General features: G+C 62.4%; 17 protein-coding genes. 13 read left to right on the forward strand and 4 right to left on the reverse strand.

Annotated features, from left to right (window positions below):
* Positions 1 to 60 precede the first annotated feature (60 nt).
* On the forward strand, positions 61 to 633 hold the full coding sequence (locus tag ACQCSW_RS07845; protein ID WP_426990240.1) for a hypothetical protein: 573 nt from the start codon (positions 61 to 63) through the stop codon (positions 631 to 633).
* A 112-nt stretch (positions 634 to 745) separates the two neighbouring features.
* On the opposite strand, the gene ACQCSW_RS07850 is transcribed toward ACQCSW_RS07845, so the two are convergent.
* On the reverse strand, positions 746 to 961 hold the full coding sequence (locus ACQCSW_RS07850; protein ID WP_111909281.1) for a helix-turn-helix domain-containing protein: 216 nt from the start codon (positions 959 to 961) through the stop codon (positions 746 to 748).
* 152 nt (positions 962 to 1,113) lie between these two features.
* Between ACQCSW_RS07850 and ACQCSW_RS07855 the strand changes: the two genes are divergently transcribed.
* Genes ACQCSW_RS07855 through ACQCSW_RS07870 form a run of 4 tightly spaced genes read left to right on the forward strand, consistent with a single transcriptional unit; the run spans position 1,114 to position 9,471 of the window.
* Entirely contained in the window at positions 1,114 to 1,758 is a 645-nt protein-coding gene (locus ACQCSW_RS07855; protein ID WP_426990241.1) for a hypothetical protein, read from the forward strand.
* On the forward strand, positions 1,755 to 3,062 hold the full coding sequence (locus ACQCSW_RS07860) for an AAA family ATPase (RefSeq protein WP_426990242.1): 1,308 nt from the start codon (positions 1,755 to 1,757) through the stop codon (positions 3,060 to 3,062). Before ACQCSW_RS07855 ends, ACQCSW_RS07860 begins: the two co-directional genes overlap by 4 nt.
* A 57-nt stretch (positions 3,063 to 3,119) precedes the next feature.
* On the forward strand, positions 3,120 to 7,973 hold the full coding sequence (locus tag ACQCSW_RS07865) for an NAD-glutamate dehydrogenase (protein WP_426990243.1): 4,854 nt from the start codon (positions 3,120 to 3,122) through the stop codon (positions 7,971 to 7,973).
* 28 nt (positions 7,974 to 8,001) lie between these two features.
* Positions 8,002 to 9,471: a sensor histidine kinase gene (locus ACQCSW_RS07870; RefSeq protein WP_111909285.1), complete on the forward strand. Its 1,470-nt coding sequence runs from the start codon at positions 8,002 to 8,004 to the stop codon at positions 9,469 to 9,471.
* 134 nt (positions 9,472 to 9,605) lie between these two features.
* Here ACQCSW_RS07870 and ACQCSW_RS07875 read toward each other — a convergent pair whose 3' ends face one another.
* The gene (locus ACQCSW_RS07875; protein WP_015937605.1) at positions 9,606 to 9,854 is read right to left on the reverse strand and encodes a WhiB family transcriptional regulator; all 249 of its coding nucleotides are present in this window, start codon (positions 9,852 to 9,854) and stop codon (positions 9,606 to 9,608) included.
* 246 nt (positions 9,855 to 10,100) lie between these two features.
* Between ACQCSW_RS07875 and ACQCSW_RS07880 the strand changes: the two genes are divergently transcribed.
* Entirely contained in the window at positions 10,101 to 10,523 is a 423-nt protein-coding gene (locus ACQCSW_RS07880) for a hypothetical protein (RefSeq protein WP_426990244.1), read from the forward strand.
* A 14-nt stretch (positions 10,524 to 10,537) separates the two neighbouring features.
* Here ACQCSW_RS07880 and ACQCSW_RS07885 read toward each other — a convergent pair whose 3' ends face one another.
* Together ACQCSW_RS07885 and ACQCSW_RS07890 are read right to left on the reverse strand one after the other, a co-directional pair.
* A complete protein-coding gene (locus tag ACQCSW_RS07885) occupies positions 10,538 to 13,711 on the reverse strand; it encodes an FtsK/SpoIIIE domain-containing protein (protein WP_426990245.1) in 3,174 nt (1,057 codons plus the stop codon).
* Positions 13,708 to 14,598: an FHA domain-containing protein gene (locus tag ACQCSW_RS07890; protein ID WP_426990246.1), complete on the reverse strand. Its 891-nt coding sequence runs from the start codon at positions 14,596 to 14,598 to the stop codon at positions 13,708 to 13,710. The genes ACQCSW_RS07885 and ACQCSW_RS07890 overlap by 4 nt, the downstream gene beginning before the upstream one ends.
* 164 nt (positions 14,599 to 14,762) lie before the next feature.
* On the opposite strand from ACQCSW_RS07890, the gene ACQCSW_RS07895 reads away from it, so the two are divergent.
* The 7 genes from ACQCSW_RS07895 (at position 14,763) to ACQCSW_RS07925 (ending at position 24,596) form a co-directional block, all read left to right on the forward strand.
* Positions 14,763 to 15,350 carry an acyltransferase gene (locus ACQCSW_RS07895; protein WP_426990247.1) on the forward strand — a complete coding sequence of 196 codons (588 nt, stop codon included), beginning with the start codon at positions 14,763 to 14,765 and terminating at the stop codon, positions 15,348 to 15,350.
* A 128-nt stretch (positions 15,351 to 15,478) separates the two neighbouring features.
* A complete protein-coding gene (glf, locus tag ACQCSW_RS07900) occupies positions 15,479 to 16,666 on the forward strand; it encodes a UDP-galactopyranose mutase (RefSeq protein ID WP_426990248.1) in 1,188 nt (395 codons plus the stop codon).
* Positions 16,663 to 18,690, forward strand: coding sequence for a glycosyltransferase (locus tag ACQCSW_RS07905; protein ID WP_426990249.1), 2,028 nt, complete (start codon positions 16,663 to 16,665; stop codon positions 18,688 to 18,690). Before glf ends, ACQCSW_RS07905 begins: the two co-directional genes overlap by 4 nt.
* Positions 18,687 to 19,580, forward strand: a complete 894-nt coding sequence (locus tag ACQCSW_RS07910; RefSeq protein WP_426990250.1) for an ABC transporter permease — start codon at positions 18,687 to 18,689, stop codon at positions 19,578 to 19,580. Before ACQCSW_RS07905 ends, ACQCSW_RS07910 begins: the two co-directional genes overlap by 4 nt.
* 1 nt (position 19,581) lies before the next feature.
* Positions 19,582 to 20,319: an ABC transporter ATP-binding protein gene (locus ACQCSW_RS07915; RefSeq protein WP_426990251.1), complete on the forward strand. Its 738-nt coding sequence runs from the start codon at positions 19,582 to 19,584 to the stop codon at positions 20,317 to 20,319.
* Between the two features lie 122 nt (positions 20,320 to 20,441).
* Positions 20,442 to 22,418: a DUF6541 family protein gene (locus ACQCSW_RS07920; protein ID WP_426990252.1), complete on the forward strand. Its 1,977-nt coding sequence runs from the start codon at positions 20,442 to 20,444 to the stop codon at positions 22,416 to 22,418.
* Between the two features lie 39 nt (positions 22,419 to 22,457).
* Positions 22,458 to 24,596: an acyltransferase family protein gene (locus ACQCSW_RS07925; protein WP_426990253.1), complete on the forward strand. Its 2,139-nt coding sequence runs from the start codon at positions 22,458 to 22,460 to the stop codon at positions 24,594 to 24,596.
* Positions 24,597 to 24,614: the final 18 nt, after the last annotated feature.

Genomic DNA, 24,614 nt, shown 5'->3' on the forward strand with positions numbered 1-24,614 from the left:
ACTGGAGTGAAGTTGTTGGTGAATTGACCGCGAATGAAGCCGCACCCTACGCTTGGCCCCATGCGTTGGGATGCTCTGTTCAGTGATATGGAGGCACAGTTCGCCGAGGGCGAACGGCTGGCCTTCGATGCCGAGATCTCTGAGCGGGCAAGAGCAGAAACAGCCTCCGTAGCCCTGGCTGACCGCTTGCGGGGTTCCCTGAACAGCCACGTGGCCGTGCACCTGGCGTGTGGGCTCGTCTTCGAAGGAACCCTGAGCCATGCCGGCGCCGACGCCCTGGTCCTGGACGAGTTGCGTCACCAGGTCCTGATCCCGTATGGCGCGGTGGCGCGCTACGCGGGCCTGGGGCGCGTGTCCGTGGCCGAGACTTCGCAGGTGCGGCGGCGGATCGGATTGGCACATGCGCTGCGGGGCCTCGCGCGGGACCGGGCCGAACTTGCAGTTACTCTGCGCCACGTGCAGGAGAGGGACTCCGGGCTGGCCGGAGTCATTGACAGGGTGGGCGGTGACTTTTTGGATCTGGCGCTGGTCAGTCCCGGGGAGTCCCGGCGGGCATCGCAGGTCCGGCAGGTTGCCACGATTCCCTTTGCAGCGCTGGGTGCCCTCCGGTCACGGAGTGCAGGGGAACTCTAGCCGTGGGCCAGAGTTTTTGTCCAGATAATCGAGATTTCCGGCCCGTTTGAGGCGATTATCTGGACAAAAACTCAGCGGACGGGGGTAGCCGAGGCGGACGCCCGGGCCTGGATCAGCCCTGTTTGGCCTTGGCTTCCTGGATCACGCGGCTGGCCTCGGCGTAACGCTCTTCGATGTATTGCTCCAGCATCTTTTCCTCAACGCGCCACTGCCCGCGGCCACCCACCTGTATGGCTTTCAGCTCTCCGCTGCGGACCAGGGCATAGGCCGCTGGCGAGTTGATCTGCAGCTGTTCAGCAACATCGGCGAGAGTGAGGAATCTGGGCATAGTTCCATTTTGCCATTGAAGGCGCTATCTAGTGCGGTTATCCACAGTTTGATGTTGTTTGGGCTTTTGACTTTTGTTCCGGGGCTCATGCCGTAACAATGAGGTGTCCGGGCGCAGTCAACCGTCTGGACCGGAGCTAGGGGGAGAAGAGCATGAGCCACGATGCAGCTACTACAGGTGCCAGGCTGAAACCGCCGTCGTGGAAGGATCCCCGCCTGCTGGTTGGCGTACTGCTGGTCCTGGCATCGGTGGTGGGAGTCATCTCCCTGGTTGGCAGCGCTGATCAGACCACCGAGGTTTACGCCGCCCGGGACTCCATTGCGGTGGGTGAGAAGCTCACCACCGACAATGTGGTCCGGGCCAAGGTCCGCCTGGGTGAGACCGAACAGCATTACGTCACTGTTGAAGCGGGGCTTCCCGACGGGCTGGTGGCAGTCCAAAGAATCGGCAAGAACCAGTTGGTGCCCAAGGAAAGTCTGGCCACTGTGGATGCGTTGGACCGCAAGCCCGTGGCCGTGACCATTGATGAAGCACTGCCGCCGCAGGCGGTGGCCGGGACCCGGGTGGATGTCTGGGTTGCTTTGCCGGATGCGCGCAACGGTTTCAGTGAGCCGAAGCTCCTGCTGCCCGGCGCGGAAATTGCACAGGTCACCGCCGGCTCCACTGCCTTGGGGTCCTCCCGCAACACGGTGCTGATGGTGCTGGTTGCCGACAGTCAGATGCCGGCCATTCTCGGCGCGCAGGCGAACCAGGCCAAGATTTCCGTGGTGTGGAACCCGGGCGGTGGGGCCTCATGAGCATCCCCGTGGTCACCGTGGGCCAGGCCCGCGAGGATGTGGTGGGCGGGTTGGAGCGGCTCCACGGTCCGGTCACGGTGGTCCGGCGCTGCTCCGAATTGACTGAACTGCTGGCCGCCTGCCAGAGCGGACTGGCCCGGGCGGCGGTTGTGGCCGATGGCTGCGAGGGCCTGACGGCTTCGCTCGTTGACCGGCTCGGCGCCGTGGGCGTGGCCATCATCGCCCTCACGGATGACGCCGACGAGGCCGCCAGGCTGCGCGGGATCGGCGTGGCGTCCGCACTGACCGGAGTGGAGTCTGCAGCCCTGGCCGGCAGGATTGCCGAAGCGGTTGCCCAGCTGACCGGCACCGGCAAGGATGCGACGTTCGGGAGCGGGATGGGGGACACCAGCGCCGCGCTACGTCAGCGTCCCGCCGACCAGGCGGACGTGCCACCGGCCTCCGGAGCGGGCAAGATCATTGCCGTGTGGGGTCCCGCCGGTTCACCCGGCCGGACCTTCGTCGCGGCCAACATCGCGGGGGAGCTGGCTGCAGATGGGAAGTCGGTGCTCCTCGTCGATGCGGACAGTTACGGGGCCAGCATCGCGGCAGTGCTGGGCCTGCTTGATGAATCTGCGGGGATCGCGCAGGCCTGCCGGCTCGCGGACCAGGGACTGCTCGACGCCGATGCGTTGCTGAAGGTGGCCACACCGGTCACCACCAAGCTTGGGACCTTCCGGGTACTGACCGGGATCACGCGGGCGGACCGGTGGACCGAATTGCGGGCAGCAGCCCTGTCGCTGGTGCTGGAACGCGCGAAGGAGGTTGCCGACGTCGTGGTTGTGGACACCGGCTTCTGCCTGGAGGCGGACGAGGAACTCAGCTTCGACACGATGGCTCCGCGCCGGAATGCCGCGACCCTGCGGAGCCTGGAACTGGCGGACACCGTCTATGCCGTGGGGGCCGCCGATCCGGTGGGGGTTCCCCGGCTGGTCCGCGGACTCGCGGAGCTCGAGTTGGCAGTACCGCACGTGTCACCTGTTGTAGTGATGAATAAGGTCCGGGCTGCGGCGGTGGGGAGATCCCCGGAACGCCAGCTGAAGGATGCGTGGGAGCGGTATGGCCCGTCGTCACGGATCGCAGCCTTCCTTCCGGCGGACAACCCCGCAGCTGACGCGGCGCTGCTCGGCGGCTCGCTGCTGCTCGAAACGGCGCCGGATTCCAAGCTCAGGCAGGCTATCGCCGAATTGGTTTGTGCACCTGTCCAGCGATCCTCCAGATCCTCTGTATTTTCTTCCACACCGAGGCTTCAACGAAACAGCTAGGCTCACCGTAGGAGCTGCAACGGTGCAGCATCAAACTTGTGATGGAGGCGTTTGTCGATGTCGTCTGGATCCAGCGTGGAGGATCAAGCCTTGGCTATTGGTGACCGGGAGGGATTCCTGGCGGATTACTACCAGCATCTTGCCGAAGAGGATGCCCGGACTTATTCCCCGGAGTCGCTGGCCAGCCGGGCGGAAACCCACCGCGGTGTAGCCGCGAACCGGCTGCCGGGTCAGGCGCAGGTTTCCGTCGTTAACGAGGAGGACAGCAGCGTCGTCTATGTCGTCACGGACGATATGCCCTTCCTTGTTGACTCGGTCAACGCCGAGCTAGTGCGGCAGAACGCCGCCATCGGACTCGTCCTTCATCCGCTGTTCGTGGTGACCCGGAACCGGGAAACGGGGCAGCTGGTTAAAGTTGATCGCGTCCCGTCCCACATAGGTCTCTCCAGCGGTGATACCGCGGCGATGCCCATGCTGTCCCACCTCATCGCTCAGGACGAAAACGCCTCCCACATGGAGTCGTGGATCGCAGTGGAAATCAATCGTGTCTCCGACGAAGCACACGCGTCCTTACTGGAAGGCCTGGACCGGGTCCTGGGAGACGTGCGCGCCGCCGTCGAAGACTGGCCCAAGATGCGCAACAAGGCCCTGCAGATTGCCGCCAGCCTGGACCAGGTGTCCCACCCGGCCCAAATCGCCGAACTGCGGCAGGCGCAGGACCTTCTGCGCTGGCTCGACGACGGCAACTTCACTTTCCTCGGATACCGCGAGTACGACCTCGTCACCGTCGACGGTGAAGATGTGCTGGAACTGCGTGAAGACAGCGGTCTCGGACTGCTCCGGGCGAAGCCGGGCGCTCCGCATATGCAGCACCTCACCGACGCCGGACGAAAAAAGGCACGGGAAAAACGGGCGCTGGTAATCACCAAGGCAAACTCACGGTCCACGGTCCACCGTCCCGCGTACCTTGACTACATCGGCGTGAAGAGTTTTGATGCGGCAGGCAACGTCAACGGCGAGCGCCGCTTCATCGGCCTGTTCGCGACCAGTGCCTACGCCGGCTCCGTCCGGAACATCCCCATCGTGCGCGAAAAAGTGGACGCAGTCCTGGGCAATGCCGGCTTCCCGCCGGATTCACACTCCGGCAAGGACCTTTTGGGGATCCTGGAGACCTACCCCCGCGACGAACTGTTCCAGATCGAGACCGAGGACCTGGCGGCCACCGCAACCGGCATCCAGAGATTGCAGGAGCGGCGGCGGACCCGCCTGTTCCTCCGGCCGGATATCTACGGCCGTTTTATGTCCGCGTTGGTCTACCTTCCGCGTGACCGGTACACCACCAATGTCCGGCTCCGCATCGAGGAGGAACTGCGGACCACGTTCCAGGCTGAGTCCATCGACTACGAGGCGCGGATGACCGAGTCGGCCCTCGCCCGCCTGTTCTTCCGGATCCGCTTGCCCAAGGGCGCTGAGATCAGCCACGTTAACGCCGATGAGCTTGAAGCGCGGCTGGTCCGGGCGGCCCGTTCGTGGGGTGAGGGCATCACTGAAGTCCTACGGGAAGGCGGCGCTGACGAGCAGGCGAAGGAGCTCGCCGCGATCTGGTCGGAGGCTTTTCCTGCCGGATACCGCGTGGATTACGAGGTTGAAGACGCGCTGGAGGACATCGCCCGTTTCGAGAAATACGGGGCTGAAGCCGAGCGCACAGCCGGTGCCAGGCAGGAGCGGCCGGGCGTCCACGTGTACTTGCCCAAGGGTGCCGGTGAGGTCCTGGAGGAGGACGCACGCGTCAAGCTGTACATGCTCGAGCCCAAGAGCCTGAGCCAGATCTTGCCGTTCTTCCACAATCTGGGACTCGAGGTGCTGGATGAGCGGCCCTTTGAGATCGAGACGGCTGACCAGCGGGATTTCTTCCTCTATGACCTCGGGCTGAAATACCCTGCGGGCATTGATCCGCTGGCTACGGGACAGCTGCTGGCTGACTCGTTTGGTGCCGCAGTATCCGGTGCCGTTGAGTCGGACAGTTTTGACCGGCTGGTGCTGCGTGAGGGGATGCAGTGGCGCCAGATCACGGTCCTGCGGGCCTATGCCCGGTACATGCGGCAGATGGGGAACACCAACTCGGTGGGCTTCATGGCGGACACGCTGCTCGCCAATCCTGATGTCACCAAGGCACTGACAGCTCTATTCGCGGCCCGGTTCGATCCCGCCCTGAGCGGGACTGAGCGCCTTGCGGCGCAGGAGAAAGTCCGCGGCGAGCTGTCAGCTGCCATTGAAGGGGTGGCAACGCTCGACGCCGACCGTGTGCTGCGGACCTTGGCGAACCTGGTCGAGGCGACCCTCCGCACCAACTACTACCAGTACAAGACGCACCTGAGCTTCAAGCTCGATCCTGCCCGGATCGAGGGTCTGCCGTTCCCGCGGCCGATGTTCGAAATCTGGGTCTATTCCCCGCGGGTCGAGGGCGTCCACCTGCGCTTCGGCAAGGTGGCCCGCGGCGGCTTGCGCTGGTCTGACCGGCGCGAGGACTTCCGGACGGAGATCCTTGGCCTGGTGAAGGCGCAGACCGTCAAGAACGCGGTTATTGTTCCCACCGGGGCCAAGGGCGGTTTCTTCGCCAAGCGGCTGCCCGACCCCGCCGCGGACCGTGCGGCGTGGATGGCTGAGGGTGTTGAAAGCTACAAGACGTTCATCCGGGGTCTGTTGGACCTCACCGACAACCTCGTCACCGGAGCTGAGGGCGAAACTGTTGTGCCGCCGTCGGACGTTGTAAGGCACGACGACGACGATTCCTACCTTGTGGTGGCGGCGGACAAGGGAACGGCCACGTTCTCGGACATCGCCAACGGCCTGGCCGCAGAATACGGGTTCTGGCTTGGTGACGCGTTCGCCTCCGGAGGTTCGGTGGGCTATGACCACAAGGCCATGGGCATCACGGCCCGCGGGGCCTGGGAGTCGGTCAAGCGCCACTTCAGCGAGCTCGACGTGGACACCCAGACCCAGCCGTTCAGCGTGGTGGGCGTGGGCGACATGTCCGGCGATGTGTTTGGCAACGGCATGCTCCTGTCCCGGCACATCCGGCTGCTGGCAGCCTTCGACCACCGGCACATCTTCCTTGACCCCGCGCCGGAAGCGGAATCGTCGTTCGTGGAGCGGCGGAGGCTGTTCGAACTGCCGCGGTCCTCGTGGGACGACTACGACAAATCCCTCATCAGCGAAGGCGGCGGCGTGTACGCCCGCCAGGCCAAGTCCATTCCGGTCTCGCCGCAGGTCCGGGCAGCACTGGGTCTGCCCGAGGCGACTACCGAGCTGAGCCCGCCGGAGCTTCTCCGCGCCGTTCTGCTCGCCCCCGCCGATCTGCTGTACAACGGCGGGATCGGAACGTACGTTAAGGCCAGCACCGAGTCCAACGCCTCCGTGGGTGACAAGGCCAACGACGCCATCCGCGTGGACGGCAAGGACCTGCGGGTCAAAGTGGTGGGCGAAGGCGGAAACCTGGGCATGACGCAGCGCGGCCGCATCGAAGCCGCCCTGCAGGGGGTCATCCTGAACACCGACGCCATCGACAACTCGGCCGGCGTCGACTGCTCCGACCATGAAGTGAACATCAAGATCTTTGTGGACCGGATGGTGGCTGCGGACAAACTGACCCCGGAGGAACGGGCAGGTTTCCTCGCCTCCATGACGGACGAGGTGGGGCGGCTGGTCCTCGAGGACAACGTGGACCAGAACATCCTGCTCCTGAACGACCGGATGCGGGTGGCCGAGTGGAGCCCCAGCTATGAGCGCCTGATGGACTGGCTGGAAAAGTCGGCTGACCTGAAGCGTGACCTTGAAGCGCTGCCGAGCACGGAAACGCTGCGGGAACGGCTGGGCCAGGGGCAGGGGCTGACGTCACCGGAGCTCTCGGTGCTGGCGGCTTACGCGAAGATCGAGCTGGCGTCGGCGCTGCGTGACAGCGACCTCGCCGACGATCCGTGGTTCCGGGGGACGCTGCGCGCGTACTTCCCGCAGCAGTTGCGCGAACGGTTCGACGCCGAACTGGACACCCATCCACTGCGGCGCGAGATTATTGCCACGGTGGTGGCCAACGACATGATCAACATGGGCGGCATCACGTTCGCCTTCCGGACCATGGAGGAAACCTCGGCCACGGAAGTGGCTGTGGCCAAGTCCTTCGTAGCGCTCCGCGAGATCTTCGACCTGAACACCATGGTGGGGGAGCTGAACAGCCTGCCGGCGTCGTTCCCCACCGAACACTGGAGCACCGTCCACCTGGACATCCGCCGTCTGCTGGACCGCGCTGTCCGGTGGCTGCTGGCCCAGGGCGGCACGTCGCGGCCCATCGCTGACACCGTTGCCGAATTCAAGCCGCTTCTGGACCCGATGCGCGCCCGGCTCCTGGACTACCTGCGTGGCGATGACCGTGACCGCGTTGCCAGCTGGCTGGAGACCGCGCGCGCATGGGAACTTCCGGATGGGCTTGCCTTCCGGTGGGCGGAGCTCTTCGAGAGCTTTGCCCTGCTGGACATCGCCAAAATCGTGCATGCCCGTAAGGAGCCGGTGGAGGAGATTGCGGCGGTTTACTACACCGTGTTCAACCGCTTCCACGCTGACTCGCTGCTGGAACGGATCAGCAGCCTGCCGCGCCAGGACAGGTGGCAGGCACTGGCCAGGGCCGCACTGCGGGATGACCTCTATTCCACCGTCTCGGACATGACGACGGCGGTGCTTGAGTCGACAGCGTCCGGGGACTCTGCGGAGGACAGGCTGAAAGACTGGGAACGCCAGAATGCCGAGCAACTGGGCAGGGCGAAGAGCATGTTTGACGAGGTCAACTCGCTCGAGGCCGACGATATGGCTTCACTGTCGGTAGCATTGAGGCTCTTGAGGTCAATCGTCCGACGCTAGGAATCCCGGCGTCGTAACTGGAGGTGCAGTGGCAATCTTTACGGACCCCATCAGGGAACACGCTGATTTCGGGCCGGGCGATGCCGAATGGCTGCACCTCCTGGTGGGCGACTGGCAGATGGTCGCTGACCTGGCGTTCGCTGACCTGGCGTTGTGGTTCCCGCACCCGGATCACGGCTATGTGGCGCTGGCGCACGTCAGGCCTTCCACCACGCACACCGTGTTCCACGGCGACTTTGTTGGCGAGCCCATCCGGCAGGACCTGCAGCCGCTGGTGGACAAGGCCTGGAGCAGCCGTGCCATCGAGCGGTCCAGCGAGACCAACTGGAGCACGGACATGGCGTTGCGGGTGGAGGCTGTGCCGATGGTCCGCAACGGCCGGACCCTGGCTGTGGTGACCACCCACATGGACCTGTCCAGTTCCAGGATGCCGTCCCGCCTGGAGCTGACGTACCGGCAGTGCGCCTACGATCTCCTCCGGATGGGAACGCTGGGACTGTGGCCCGACTTTGCCTCGCCCACCGGTTCGCGCCGCGGCGCGCCTCGTGTGGGGGACGGGCTGATCAGGCTCGATGCCGAAGGAATTGTGCAGTACGCAAGCCCCAACGGGGTATCGGCCTTCCGGCGGCTGGGTGACGGCGAGTCGCTGGAAGGCCGTTCCCTGGCCGAGGTGACCGCCGGGCTGCTGAAGGACCGGCGGCTGGTGGACGAGACGCTGCCGCTGGTGGTGACGGGGCGGATGCCGTGGCGCAGCGAGATTGAATCCCGCGGTGTGAGCCTGTCACTGCGGGCCATCCCGCTGCGGGATGAGCAGCAGCGCTTTGGTGCGCTGGTGCTGTGCCGGGATGTCTCGGAACTGCGGCGCCGGGAGATGGAACTCGTCACGAAGGATGCCACCATCCGCGAGATCCACCACCGGGTGAAAAACAACCTGCAGACCGTAGCAGCCCTGCTGCGTATGCAGTCCCGCCGGATGGTCAGCGACGAGGCCAAGCAGGGCCTGGAGCAGGCGATGCGGCGGGTGGCCACCATCGCGCTGGTCCACGAGACTCTTTCACAGGGATTGGCGCAGAGCGTTGACTTCGACGAGCTGATCGGCCGCCAGTTCAGGCTGTCCGCCGAGGTCGCTTCGCCGTCGCAGCAGGTCAAGACCGAGCGTGCCGGACTGTTTGGGGAACTGCCCAGCGACTTCGCCACCCCGCTGGCACTGGTCATCAATGAACTGGTGACCAACGCCGTCGAGCATGGCCTCGAAGGACGCACGGGCACCGTCTGGCTCATCGCGGACCGTTCCGAAGAGGAAGACGGCGAGGAACTGCTGACCGTCACGATTGCCGACGACGGTGTGGGACTGCCGGATACGCCGCACGTGGAGGGACTGGGGCTGCAGATTGTCCGTACGCTGGTCACCAGTGAGCTGGGCGGCACCATCGCGTGGCACCCGCGCGACGGCGGCGGGACGGCTGTCCAGATCCGCCTCAGCCTGGCGGCCAGGTAGCCCCGGGACCTAGCCAGGGACTTAACCGCCGATGGCCGCAACCCGGAAGGGTCGCGGCCATCGGCATGTGAGGCTGTTGGTGCGTGGGCCCGGTAGGACTGGGCCTGGTGGGACTGGGCCCGGTGGGACCGAGCCTAGGAGGCGCGGCGGGCGCGTGCGGCGCGGCGCTTAAGGGCGCGGCGTTCGTCTTCGCTCATGCCGCCCCAGACGCCGGCGTCCTGGCCGGACTCGAGAGCCCACTGGAGGCACGTGTCAACGACGGGGCAGCGGCGGCAAACGCTTTTGGCTTCCTCAATCTGGAGGAGGGCAGGCCCTGTGTTTCCTACGGGGAAAAACAGTTCCGGGTCCTTTTCGAGGCACGCCGCGCGGTTACGCCAATCCATGCTGATCAGTTGCTCCAATTCTGGGATAAGCCATTTGTGAAATAATTCACTAGTAGCTACAAAGGAAAAGGGCCCTGAGGGGCCCCCTTGGTCATCTCCGTCAAGCCTGTCATGTTAACGCTGTGTAAACAAGGGGTAATACAGCTTGAAATCCCCGGATAGCTGAGCGATACATCACACGGGCATTGCCGACCCCCGCCACTGTCCGACTATCTCCGGTAGGGTGCCAGTGTGTCAAGACCCCCCATGAATCCTTCAGATCCGTCGCCTTCCACGCGCCCGCGCGGCATTGTGGCGATAGCGCTGGTTGTTGCCGCTGAGGCCACCGCGCTTTTGATTGCCGCCGCCTGGTATGGCTACGAACTCCTGACCGGCGCGCCGGTCCTGTCTTTTTGGGGAGCCGTTTTTACCCTGGGCCTCTTGCTCGCTTTCTCGGCCTGGCTCTATTCGGTGGGGCACTTCCTCTTCCGTGGGCGCCGGTGGACGCGGGCAGCGGCGCTGGTGGCCCAGTTGTTTGTCCTCACTATCGGCGTCCCGACCCTTACCAGCGGCGTTATCTGGGCGGGGATTGCCATGGTGGTGCCGGCACTTGCTGCCATAGTGCTCCTGTTCGACAAACGCGTCATCAGCTATGCATCCCGGACAGGCGATTCGCCTCCAGCATTCTAGGCATTACTTGCGCTCTAGGCGGCCAATCCTTCCAGCGACTGATCCGGCGGTAACCAGCCCAGTTGGACGGAGGTGGCGCGGCCGTTCTGGATGAGAATGCTCCGTCCCGGTGGCGGGTTGCGTTCCGCCTCGAAGCGGACCCCTAAGAGGTCGCCGTCCATGAAGGTCCGGGGCGCGATCAGGATGCCGCAGCCCAGGTTGCGGGCGTGGAGTGCCAGCGGCACCCGTTGGGCGAGTATCGGACTGTACCCCGCAGCCATCACCACTGTGATTCCAAGCGTGTTGAGGTCGGCAAGGTCGCGGTTGACGTCCTGCGGCAACAGGTCCGCATCGTCAACCAATGCCACCGAGTTCCGTTCCAGACCGCCCGCTGTCGCCTGGCGCAGGATCCCGGACCAGTAGGCTCCTGGTTCGGTGTCCTGCTCCGGCGTGAGCCACGGTCCTGCTTCAGGGTTGAGCCTGGGTAGGAGCCGGAGAAATGATGACTTGCCCGACGACGGCCCGCCCAGCACGGCCAGCACTCCGCCCGGCGGCACCCGGACGGATACCGGTTCGAGTTCATCGCCGCCCACGCCGACGCGGAGGACGCGCAGCCCCTGCGTGACCCTGGCTTTCAGTCCAGCCGGGATCTGAGGGGCGGCCCTGTCAAGAATCCGGGCCGCCGGTACCACGGCCGGCAGGGGCTCCACGCGGAATGGTCGACGCCGCACGGAAGGCTCCTGCGCCTGGGCTACCCCCGGATCTCCTGCCTCACCGCCGGCGGAGGTGTAGAACTGGCAAACGGCAGTTCTTCCACCCGACAGTGCGCCCACTGCCACGCCCCTTCCCACCACGGGCGCTGTCGAAGGCAGTTTCGGCCAGGCAATCCGGCTGTCGTCGCTGGATCCGGTCGGGAAATACACGCGGTTGGGAACGGCCGCGAAGAACCTGGAAGTGACCAGTTCCCGCTGTCCGGAGATGATCACCGTGATACCGGCCCGGCTTCCATCACGGACCAGGTCATGGAGAACGTCCTCGGCCCACGCCAGCGGCCCGGCACGTAAGGCCGAGAGCCAGGATCCCCAGCCACTGATCACCAGCACGAGCGGTATGTCGTCGTCGGCGGCGGGACGTCCGAGCCGGAGCGACTGCTCCCGTGCCAGACGTTCCAGGATGCGTACGGCGCGGCGAAGCTCCTGCAGTCCTGCCCTGGCGCCCACCTGCCGGTGGGAAGCCAACCAGGCGAACGAACTGTCCGGGTCCAGCACATACAAGTGCGATTCCCGGGCGTGGGATGCCAAACGGAGGACTGCCAGCCGGATTGCCTCGGGCACCCCGGATTCCGGTCCGCCGACGAGCGCCAGGTGTCCGTGGCGGGCCGGTTCCCAGATCAAAGGTGCCGTTTGCTGTGCGGCGGGCAGGTCCATCAGGCCGAGCGTTACGGACCAGCTGGCTCCACCGCCGTCGGCCTTGGCCGTGTAATGGGCACAGTCACTGTCCTCGTCAGCGGTCTCGGGGTTAGACGAGCCTGCAGGTTCGGGGAGGAGACAGGGGAGTGGTGCAGCAATCGGCTTCCGGATGGCCGGACGGTTCATGGCCTCCCACAACCCGGACATGGAAGCCATCAACGGGGCAGTTGCCTCGGCAGGAGTCGGATCACTGCCGGCGGATCCGGACCCCTCCGGTACGGCAGGGGCATCAATGTACTCGGAGGCCAACCATACCGAGACTCCGGCCGGTTCGGACCGGATGGCTCCGGCTGTCAGCGATCCGGCCTGGAACTCCAGAGGAGCCTCCGTTGCGCGGGCCAGATATGCCCGGCCCGGCGTATCCACACTGATCCCGGCCGCGGCCTTGGAATTGATGATGTCCACCGATTCCATCTCCGACTGGACTCGCAACGCGATGCTGGTGGTGACGTTGGCGCGAATGTCGGCCGTCAGCGCGCCCTGGGGCCGTTGCGTGGCCATGATCAGGTGGATGCCCAGGGAACGGCCGATGGCGGCGATCCTCATCAATTCCCGGAGCGATTCGGGGGCATCCTCCACCAACATCCGGAATTCATCGATGATGATCACGAGGTGAGGGAGCGGCGAGGTAAGGCCTGCCGGCGTTGCCCGGTAGGACGTGAGGTCCGGCGCCTGGACTGCTGCCAGTGCCTCCTCACGGAACCTGATTTCAGCACGGAGGGACTGCAGGGCGCGTTCGAGCTCATGGCTGCTCAGGTCGGTGAGCATTCCCACGCAGTGCGGGAGCCCGGTCAGGGGTCCGAGTCCGGAGCCGCCCTTGAAATCCACAAACAGGAAGTTGATGCGGTCCGGCGCGTAGCTGAGGGCGAGGGCCACAGTCAGGCTGCGCAGGAGTTCGGATTTGCCTGAGCCGGTGGTGCCGGCGACCAGCAGGTGGGGTCCGTCGTTTTGGAGATCGAGTGTCCGGACACCCTCAAGACCGCGCCCGATGGGAACGGCAAGTCCGGGTAGGATGCTGTTTGCCGACCATCGCCTGGATGTTTCGGGCGTGGAGTGGGGGAGCAGCTCTGCGAGCCGGCAGGACGTGGGGATGGTGCGTCCTGCGCCGCCGGGCCGGTTCTCATCCCGCGCCATGCTGTGGCAAAACCTGTTGAAGACGTCAACTGGCGCCAGATCAGGGGCGAATCGGATGCTTTCGTCACCAGCGTTGGAAACGGACGAGCGTTCACCGAGTTCCACGTCGGCTGTCGTCAGCACGGTCGCGCCTTCGGGGGCATGAATGACCTGCCACCCGTGTTCCAAGGCGGTGGCGGTGATCTTGGCCGCGGACTCCGTGCCGTCCACAAGAAGGAGCAGCCCGTGTCCATGTGCAGGCCCGAAGCCTTGTTCGAGCAGGGTCCCGACGGTACTGAACTGACAGGAAAGCGTGACGCCGTCCAGAAAGCGTGCGGCGAGGGGGAGATGCTCCGCCTTGCCATGGATAACCACCCGGGTATTCCGGCCCAGCGGATAGCCGGCGAGCTGCATCAGGAGTGAGCGCACCAGCCCGTCGACGGCGGGGCGTGGTCCGCGGATGGTGGTGAGGGGCCGGGCCGGACTGAGCGTGAGTGGCAGTGTACCGGCCGAAGGAACTGCGCGGCCCGGATCCGTGGGCTCGAACCGGAGGTTGGCCGGCTGAATGGCCTGGCCCAGCCGCAGCCAGATGCCCTCGTTGGCGACCGGCCCGGCCCGGTCCTTCACCGTTGTGCCCCGATAATCAGGTCCGAGAGCGGCGGCGCGGCCCGCCGTCGTCGTTCCTGATCATGGGAGAGCGCGGCATGGACTGCGGCAGAGAGTTCGCGGCGTTGCCGGCGCCCGCCGATCACGGGCACCAGGATGGAGATTGCAGAGACGGCGGTGAAGGCCAGGAACATCCACATTCCGGTCATGACGGCAAGGCCCACGCCGATGACCACCGGCAGCACAGCCGTCAGGAGCAGGGCCGCGCGGTTCGTGGGATCGTCTCGGCGGCTGACAACAAGCGGCTCATGGACATCCATCCCCGCGTCGCCCAGGCCGGAGCCCGAACGCTCAAGGAACACCAATGACATGGTGGAGCTGCCGCATCGAATGGTGGAGCCGGTCGAAATCACGGCGTTCCGCACGCGCTCGCCGTCCACGTCGGTGCCGTTGGCGCTGCCCAGATCAACAATTGTGATGGCAGTCTCGGTGACCACGAGGCGTGCGTGGGCGCGCGAAAGGTCGGCGTCGGGGATGAGGATGTCGGCATTGCTGCGGCCGATGGTGTAGGTGCCCCGCCGCAGCGGCACTACGGTCCCCGCGCCGGCACCGCTGTGGACCGCCAATGCCAGTGACGCCGGAGCCTCGGAGGCGCGCTGCCGGGACCTGCGCGCCGTCAGGTACGCTCCATCGACGAGTGTGGCCCCGTTGACCAGCGGAGGCTGCCCGAGCGTGAGCTCAGTGACACGCAGGCTGTCGACCGACACGATCCCGGTCCCGAATTTGCCCGCCAGCGCGGCCTGCAGTTCCGCACCGGCAGCCCCGTCTGGAGCCTCGATGGTCAGCTCCACGGGTGGTTCCTGAAGAGCTGCGCCCGGGCTTCGAACGAGCGTGCAGTGCAGCGGCATGATGTGAGAGTCCTTACGGTCAGCTTGTCCCTTCAAGCTAGCCGTCAGGCAGGAGTGTGTCGCGGGGGTGCTGCCCGTATGTGGATAAAGGGACCGGCTTCTTAGGATCAGTGGCACTACGCCGCACGCAATGTCCGAGCCCTCCACCAGAAGGAGCGATTCCCTTGAGTTCAGTGGAAGCAAGCGCCGACGTTTCAGCCAGCTCAGACATCGGTAAGGGATCGAAGATCTGGCACCTTGCGCAGGTCCGCGAGGGGGCCAGACTCGGGGAAAACTGCATCATCGGCCGCGGCGCCTACATCGGTCCCGGCGTGCAGCTGGGAAACAACTGCAAGGTGCAGAACTACGCCTTGGTCTACGAGCCTGCCGTGCTTGGGGAGGGTGTCTTCATAGGACAGGCGGTGGTGCTGACGAATGACGTGTTTCCACGGGCCATCAACGCCGACGGGACCGTCAAGACCGAGGACGACTGGGACAAGGTGGGCGTCACCATCAAAGAAGGTGCCGCAATCGGAGCTCGTGCCGTATGCATTGCCCCGGTGATCATCGGGGCCTGGGCCACCATAGCCGCCGGCGCTGTTGTGACACGCGATGTGCCCGAGTTCGCCTTGGTGGCGGGTGTCCCGGCCAAACGCATTGGTTGGGTGGGAAAGGCGGGACTTCCGCATGAGGACAGCGGATCGTGGGTGTGCCCGCACGCGGGCAACCGCTACGAGGAGCACGACGGCGGCCTGCGCCAGTTGGTGGATTAGCGGCCGTTTTGTGCAGGCGGAATGGGGGCGGCCTCCCCGGATTAGTAGGTCACGATGGGGTCTCGGGTAGGCTGGTTCAGCAGACAATGCGCAACATTGCGCTGCCCGCTTTCGAACCAGGAGATTTTGTGACCGCTGACCTCGTCATCGTAGGGTCTGGCTTTTTCGGCCTGACAATCGCAGAACAGGCCGCCACCGAGCTCGGCTTGAAGGTGGTCGTCCTCGACCGCCGCCACCACATCGGTGGAAACGCGTACAGCGAAAAGGAAGAACAGACCGGGATCGAGGTGCACCGTTACGGTGCTCACCTGTTCCACACCTCGAACGAGCGCGTGTGGGAGTACGTGAACCGGTTTACCACGTTTACGAACTACGTCCACAAGGTCTACGGCGTACATAAGGGCGAGGTCTACTCCCTGCCCATCAACCTGGCCACGATCAACCAGTTCTTCCGCGCCAACCTGACGCCGGCCCAGGCCCAGGCCCTGATCCAGGAACAGGCTGGCGAGCTCGCCGGAACTGATCCGCAGAACCTGAACGACAAGGGCATCCAGCTCATCGGGCGTCCGCTCTACGAAGCGTTCATCAAGTACTACACGGGCAAGCAGTGGCAGACCGATCCCAAGGACCTGCCCGCCGGCATCATTTCCCGGCTCCCGGTGCGCTACAACTACGACAACCGGTACTTCAACGACAAGTACGAGGGCTTGCCCACCAACGGCTACACGGCCTGGATCGAAAAGATGGCGGAGCACCCGAACATCGAAGTCCGGCTCAACACCGACTTCTTCGATGAGTCGCACGAGTACAGCAAGAACAAGGTTGTGGGCAACATCCCGGTGATCTATACGGGTCCGGTTGACCGTTACTTCGATTTCGCCGAAGGCGACCTTTCGTGGCGCACCATCGACTTCGAGAAGGAAGTGCTCGACGTCGGCGACTTCCAGGGAACTTCGGTGGTCAACTACAACGACTCCGATGTGGCGTACACACGCATCATCGAGCCTCGCCACTTCCACCCCGAGCGTGAGTACCAGACGGAAAAGACCGTCATCATGCGCGAATTCTCGCGTGCCGCGGAGAAGGGCGACGAGCCCTACTACCCGATCAACACGCCAACGGACCGGGAGCGGCTGCTGAAGTACCGCGACCTGGCCGCAGCCGAGAAGGACGTTCTCTTCGGCGGACGGCTCGGCACTTACATGTACCTCGACATGCACATGGCCATCGGCTCGGCCCTGACCATGTTTGACAACCAGATTCGGCCGCATTTTGAGGCCGGAGCGAAGCTTGAAAGCGGAGGCGTAGACGCATGACGATCACTGAACTTACCTCAGGCGGACAGGACCTCTCTGCCGGCTCCGAATGGCAGACAGTTCACCGGGTTGTCTTTCCGACCGATGGCGATACTGACACGCTTCCCCTTTACCTAGACTTCAATGCGGCTCAGCGAGTCGTAGCGGACGACGGACAGAACGCAAAGTCCGGCGCCAGCGTGACTGCCGTAGCGAATACCGGCGCCAAGATGAGGTCGGACTTCATTGAGAACCGCAGGCAGATGCACCTGCCTGCGTACCGACGCGTGTCGTTCGGTACCTACTTCAACGCGTTTCCGGCGAGCTACTGGCGCGCCCACACGGATGTGTCTAGTGTTCGGCTCACTGTTAAAGTGGATGCGGCAGCGACCGTCGTGATCTCGCGCTCGACCGCACGCGGAACCTCAAACCGGGTAGAAAGCATCGATGTAAAGGCCGGACAGCCGGCAGATGTCGTGTTGCCACTGTCCAATTTTGGCGACGGTGGCTGGTACTGGTTCGATCTGGTTGCAGGCGCTGAACAGGTTAAACTCCTTGGCGCCGAGTGGTCGGTCCGGACCCCGGACGGCTTCGTGCCAGGAACTGCCACTGTGGCCGTAACTACGTTCAACCGGCCGGATTACTGTGTCAAACACCTGTCGACCTTTGCTGACGCCCCTGAGCTTTTGAGCGTTCTCGATCGCTTGCTGATTACGGACCAGGGCACGCAGAAGGTTCGCAACCAAGACGGATTCGATGAAGCGGCAGCGCGGCTTGGGGACAAGTTTGCATTGATCGAGCAGGGTAACCTCGGAGGCTCTGGAGGCTTCGCTCGAGGAATGCACGAAGCAGTGGAGGACGGCCGTAGCAAGTATGTCCTGCTACTGGATGACGATGTCATCATCGAGACCGAAGGCGTCCTCCGTGCGATCAACTTCGCGGATTTCACGCGCAGGCCGACCATCGTGGGTGGACATATGTTCAACCTCTACGAGCGTTCAGTCTTGCATAGCTTTGGCGAAGAAATTGATGAGTACAGATTCTTCTGGGGTGCCGTTGACACCACCAAGGAGGCTCACGACTTTTCTGCTAGCAACCTGCGCACTACACCGTGGATGCATCGCAGGATCGATGTGGACTTCAATGGATGGTGGATGTGCCTCATCCCCACGAGCATTGTGCGAGAGATTGGTCTCGCGCTTCCTGTTTTCATTAAGTGGGACGACGCCGAATACGGCATCCGTGCCAAGCGCCACGGATACTCGACCGTTACCTTGCCAGGCGCGGCTGTTTGGCACATGCCGTGGACGGAAAAAGACGACACCATTGATTGGCAGGCCTACTTCCACCAGCGAAACCGCTGGCTGGCTGCATTCATGTACTCGCCTTACAAAAAGGGTGGCATCCTGCCGCGCAAGAGTCTGATGGTGGACGTCAAGCACCTCTTGTCCATGCAGTATTCAGCGGTGGAGCTTCGACTTGATGCCCTTGATGACCTCCTTAAAGGACCGTCCCATCTGCACGAGACGATCAGGACGAAGCTTCCGGAGATCCGGGCCCGTCGAGCGGACTTCGACGATGCCCGCATCACCAAGGACGTGGCAGCTTTTCCTCAGGTCAAGAGGGTCAAGCCGCCTAAACGTGGGAAAAAGCCTGCGGCTCCCAAGTCGATTCTCGGTGGGTTGGCTACGGCGGCATCGGCCGGCGTTCGTGCGATTCAAGCCGTGCGCCCAGGAGCTTTGGAGAACCCGGAAGCCGTCGTCCCGGCGATGGATGCCCGCTGGTGGAGACTGTCGCAGCTCGACTCGGCAATAGTTTCTTCGGCAGATGGATCCGGCGCTTCATGGTATAAGCGGCAGCCACAGGAATTCAGAACGATGATGGCACGCAGCCTTAGGCTCCATCAACAACTGCTAAGGGACTGGGACAAGCTGGCCCGGGAGTATTCCGAGGCGCTACCCGAATTCACTTCGCCCGGTGCCTGGAAAGAGACCTTTGAGGCCATGACCGACAAGTCGTCTGGCAAGACTCCGGACAAGAAGTGACCTCAGACACTACCGGAGGGAAGGCTGATTCCCTCATTCACCCTGGGGTAGGAGGCGGACTCGCTGAAGTCTTTAGGCAACGCTTCCTTCTTAAGTTGTTGGTCCGCAAGGAGCTGCAGATCCGCTACCGCGGATCCGTGCTGGGCCTGTTGTGGTCCTATGTAAAACCCGGCGTTCAGTTCGTTGTCTTTTACATTGCTTTGGGCGTTTTTCTGGGTCTGGAAAAGAGTCCTCGAAACCCAGAAGGCCTTGCGAATTATGCTGTTTACCTGTTCTCAGGCATTGTGCTGATCAATTTCTTCACGGAATCCCTGAGCAACGCAGCTAGATCTATCGTGGGCAACGGCGGCCTAATTAAGAAGATCTACCTGCCACGCGAACTATTTCCGGTAGCCTCAGTTTGGGTCTCCGGTGTACATTTTGTTCCTCAACTGGTTGTACTTGTTGCGGCCTGCTTCGTGGCTGGCTGGCATCCAACGCCGCTCCAGCTCGCGGCAGCCGTAGCAGGATTCGTGATCGTCGCCATGTTGGCCACAGGCTTGGGACTGCTCTTCGGTTCCGCGAATGTGTACTTCAGGGACTTCGAGAACATCGTCGATATGCTCCTTATGGTGGCCACTTGGGCTTCGCCGGTAATGTACGCGTGGACAATGGTGCGGGACAAAGTCGGTGCGGGATGGTATTTCGTCTATCAACTCAACCCCATCACAATCGGTGTTGAAGCTTTTCATTATGCGTTCTGGTACCCCACGACCGATGGCAGCTCGGCGATCCCGCCTAACCTTGTTTCGCTGTGGATCCCGGTGGGTCTGGTTGCTTCCTTCTTGGTGCTCCTTCTGGGCCAGTGGATATTCCGTAGGCTTGAGGGCCGTTTCGCGCAGGAGCTTTGAGATGCCTATTGCAATCCAAGTACAAAAAGTCAACAAGCAGTTTGTTTTGCGCCATACCAGGTCCCTAAAGGAGGCCGTCGTGTGGCTCATCAAGGGACGGAAGGGTGACCTTTCCAAGAAGTTCCATGCGCTTCACGACGTCGACCTCGAGGTGCAAAAGGGCGAGACTGTGGCGCTCCTGGGCCTGAACGGCTCAGGAAAATCCACATTGCTCAAACACATATCGGGAGTAATGCTTCCGGACACTGGGACAGTCCGCACTCGGGGGAAGGTCGCTGGCCTCATCGAGGTAGGCGCCGGGTTCCACCATGATCTGTCTGGTCGGGACAACGTCTACCTGAACGGCGCTATCTTGGGCATGACCGAGACCCAGATCAACGAGCAATTTGACTCAATCGTCGAGTTCGCCGAAATTGGCGAATTCATCGACACGGAAGTTAGGTTCTACTCGTCCGGGATGTACCTACGGCTGGCGTTCTCGGTTGCGGTCCACACAGATCCCGAGGTTTTTTTAGTAGATGAGATCCTGGCCGTCGGCGACGAGCCCTTCCAGCGCAAGTGCCTCGACAAGATCAAGGAGCTGTCCTCAGCGGGCAAAACACTGGTTGTCGTCAGCCATGACCTCGATCTTGTGGCCCGAATCTGTGACAGAGGGGTTGTTCTGCAACGTGGAAATGTCGTTTTCGACGGGCCTATCGTTGATGCGGTTGCGGTACTGAGGTCCGCAAACCAGCACTGATTACTTAGCGCTCCGCGTCTTAGCAGTGCAAAATCTGCCAGAGACGCAGCTTGAGTTTGTACTGTTCATGGAAGGCCGGACGAAGACGGCCAATACCTTTTTCGCTCTCGTGAGGATTCTTTGTGTCTTGGTGGTCCGTAGTTCCGAACATTGGCCTTGCGGTAGCGGTCCTCATGCTGCCGGGAGCGGCAGTGGCTTGGGCGAGCAGAGTTCGCGGCTTCGCTTTGGTTGCTATAACCCCACCCATTACGGTTTCGCTGATAGCAGTGGCCGCTGTGTGTGCACCCTTGGTCGGGTTACCCTGGTCGTGGATCGTCGTCGTACTGCTAGCCCTCGCCGTTAGTGTCGTGGCATTCGTGCTTAGCCGTTTGCTGGTCAAGCGACACACGGCACTTAGTGCTCCTATTGATTGGACAGCGGGGGCAGGCTACCTAGCGGCGGCGGCCATTGGAGCCTTCCTTGTTGGGCGCAGAATTGTTGCGGCAGTCGGAACACCTGATTCGTTTTCACAGACCTTCGACAACGTCTTCCACCTCAACGCGGTCCGATACATTCAGGACAGCGGTTCGGGCTCCTCGCTGAGTCTCAGCACGTTTACCGGGGGAACTTTTTACCCTGCGGCCTGGCACGATGTGGTCGCTTTGATCGCCACGATGGCCGGAGCCGAGATACCGGTCGCCGTGAACGTCGTCAACCTCGTTGTTGGCGCACTCGTATGGCCGCTTGGTTGCATCTATCTAGTTCATACGATTGTCGGGAAACGGGTGGCAGCCAGCATTACAGCCGCCATTATGGCAGCCGCTTTTGGAGCCTTTCCATTACTGCTCATCGATTTCGGCGTCCTTTACCCCAATTTCCTCGGAAATGCGCTGCTCCCTGTAGCACTGGCTATGGGCCTCAAAGTACTGGGGTTGGCCCACGACATGTCGCTATCGCGCATCCTTGACGGGATGATCTTGGCGACCATCCTGGCTGGCGTAGCTCTGGCCCACCCCAGTAGTGCCATGGCTTTTCTCGCTTTCATGGTTGCCCCTGCAGCGTATGTTTGGGCAAAGGCATTCGTCAGCATGGGGCGGCGTAGGCCCGTACCAGGGCTAACACTTGCAGGAATGCTGGCGGCGCTGGCCGCTGCGGTCCTGACGCTCGTCGTGGCCTGGAAACAAGTGCGGCCTCCAGAGGAGGCTTCCACTTGGTCGCCAATCGAAACGACGGGCCGAGCAATCGGGGAAGTATTCACAAGCTCAGCCATTGGGCGCCCGGTCGCGTGGGCAGTGATGGCCCTGGCCCTCACCGGCATCGTTGCCCTGATAGTTCAGCGGTCCCGCCTGTGGCTGGTGGGGATGTACGCCGTGGCTGCAGCGTTATTCATAGTCGCGGCGTCCGTTCCCTTCGGTGGGTTACGGACATTCATCACCGGGGTTTGGTACAACGACCCGCCACGGCTTGCTTCCCTATTGCCATTGGCCACTATCCCGCTGGCGACTGTTGGCGCTGTCGTACTTTGGGACAAGTGGATATGTCCCGCCCTGGGCAGGGTCAGCGCCAGGATCGGAGCTGGTGAACCAGAGCATGGTGTGTCCGTTCCGTTGGCTTGCCGGCTTGTTGGCGGGATGGTGGTTGTCGGCCTTCTTACTTTCTCAACACAACAGGCTAACGTCCGGGAAGCCGTCGCAGCGGCAGTACCGGGTTATCAGATTTCGAATTCCTCACCCTTGATCACGACGGATGAACTGGCCCTTATACATCGGCTTCCGCAGGAGGTCCCGGAAGGCGCTATCATCGCGGGAAATCCATGGAATGGCAGCGCCCTTGCCTACGCATTTGCAGGCCGGAACGTGCTTCAGGCCCATATGAACGGCGTGCCGCCCGACGGGGCAAGCCACGTGTTCGACAGCCTTAATGACGCCGAGATGGATCCCTCCCTTTGCCCAATCGTTGAGCGCCTGAACGTAGAGTACGTACTGGACTTTGGACATTCTGAGGTACATGGCGGGGACCACGGGTATCGCGGGTTGGATGATCTCGTTGCGGAGGGGGTCGCGACCCTCGTTGATTCCCAAGGCCAAGCTGCTCTTTACAAGGTAGTGGCATGCGGATAGCCATATTCAACGATTCCGTTCGAGCTGAGTGGAGCGAGTTTGTCAACTAACACAGTTCCCGGTCTTGAAGTACGGTCACAAGGAACACGGCCAGTCCCGTTCAAAGCGGAGCGGCGCCCCAGCCAGTTTCGGCATGACATTCAGGCCCTGCGCGCACTGGCGGTCATTCTGGTCGTTGTAGGCCATCTTTGGCCAAAATCCCTCACCGGAGGCTACGTTGGCGTTGACGTCTTTTTTGTAATCTCGGGTTTTCTCATCACGAGTCATTTGTCCAAGGAAGTCCTTTCGTCCGCGCGTCTTGATTTCTCGTCTTTCTATTCCCGTCGTGTTAGGCGCCTACTGCCGGCGGCATTCCTGGTATCCATTATTTCTCTTGTGGCCGCCTACTTTATCCTTCCGTTTTCCCGCTGGGGGGATACGGCCCAGGAGGTCATCGCGAGCATTTTCTATGCGGAGAATTGGCTTTTAGCTTCCAAATCAGTTGACTATTCAGCGTCGACGGCGTCCGCGACGGTGGCCCAACATTATTGGTCGCTATCGGTTGAAGAACAGTTTTATTTGGTCTGGCCGCTCTTCCTTGTAGCGCTAGCCGCCCTGGCCCCCTCCGTCAGGGTCAGTAGACGAACGCTCGTGCTTGTGGGCATCTGTGCCGCATCGGCAGCCTCGTTCGCCGTGTCTGCCCATCTGGCTGAAGCTGGCGCTCCCGAGGCATACTTCTTCACTCACGGCAGGCTTTGGGAATTCGGTGTGGGCGGTGCACTCGCATTGATGTCGCCGTTCATGAATATGTCCCGGCGGATTGCAAACGTCATTGCCATGGCAGGCTTCTTCGCCCTTCTGTGGTGCTCTGTAGCGTACAGTTCGGCCACGCCCTTCCCGGGCAGCGCTGCACTTATTCCGGTCCTCGGAACAGCTTTGGTGATTGCGAGCGGCACCCCGGGTCATAACCTGTGGCATAGACGGTTGACGTCAGCCTATCCGGTCCAGTTCATCGGAAACGTATCCTACTCGCTGTATCTCTGGCACTGGCCCCTGATCGTGTTCGGACCCTTTCTATTCAACGCCGAACTCAGAACGCCCTCCAAGTTGGTTCTCCTCGCGGTTTCTGTTGTTCTGGCATGGTTGACGAAAGTTTCCGTCGAGGACTGGGGTATCAGCTGGAAACCCAAGTCGAGGCCTGTTGCTCGAACGTTTCTTTTCACCGGTACAGGGATGGTTCTCATCGTGGCCCTGGCCGCTGGCCTTTTGGCGGCACATCAAACGCGGGTTTCTGAGGCTGAACAGCTGATAGCCAGTCAAGGCGACTCAGCTTGCTACGGGCCAGGCGCCATGGACCTCCCAATCGAGTGCACAGAACGATTTGGTCCAGCCCACGTCCCAACTATGAGCGAGGCCAACGCCTACTACGAAACGCCTGGCGAGTGTTCAGATAACCTGAATGAACTAATGGCGGGCGATAAGAGGACAACTCGGCACTGCGACTTCACGGAGGGCAGCGCCGATGCGGAGACCGTCTGGCTGGTGGGGGACTCCCACGCTCAACAGTGGCAGGCGCCTGTTTTTGAGCTCGCAAGACGACATAACTGGATGCTGAAGGTTAGCTTTTTGGGGGCGTGCCCACCGGCCGAGGTTTCTTACGTAGGCTACTACAACGCAAGGGCGGAGCCGTCCGCGGTGGAGGGATGCGAAAGTTGGGGGCGTGCTGTTTCCGGGGCCGTCATTGCAGACAAGCCTGCATATGTTTTTACCTCTTCGTTTTCCCGCAAAGAGTCCGTTGACGACAACACAGGAAGATCCCAGATTGATCAGTACATTGATGGATTCGGAGCTTACTGGAAGCCGTGGATGGCAAATGGCAGTAACGTCGTGGTGTTGGCGGACCCGCCCTACAATGTGGATGTCCGAACTCCAGACTGTGCTCAGCTGAATGCGGCTGAGCCCCTGAAATGTGCTGTCAACCGTAGCGATGCCGCCCCGGTAGACCCAATGGTGCGCGCTGCGGAAAGACTGCAAGATCCCCTGCTTAAGCTGGTCGACCTAACTGACTATTTCTGCGACAGTCAACGGTGCTTTAGCGTGGTCGGCGGGGTGGTTGTCTACTTCGACGCCAATCATCTCAACGGCGAGTTCAGCAGACTTCTTGCGCCGATGATAGAAGAGCGAATCGCCGGGAGGTGAAAGGTAGTACGTGCTCGC

The organism is Pseudarthrobacter sp. Y6, from assembly GCF_050156205.1.
Taxonomy (GTDB): domain Bacteria; phylum Actinomycetota; class Actinomycetes; order Actinomycetales; family Micrococcaceae; genus Arthrobacter.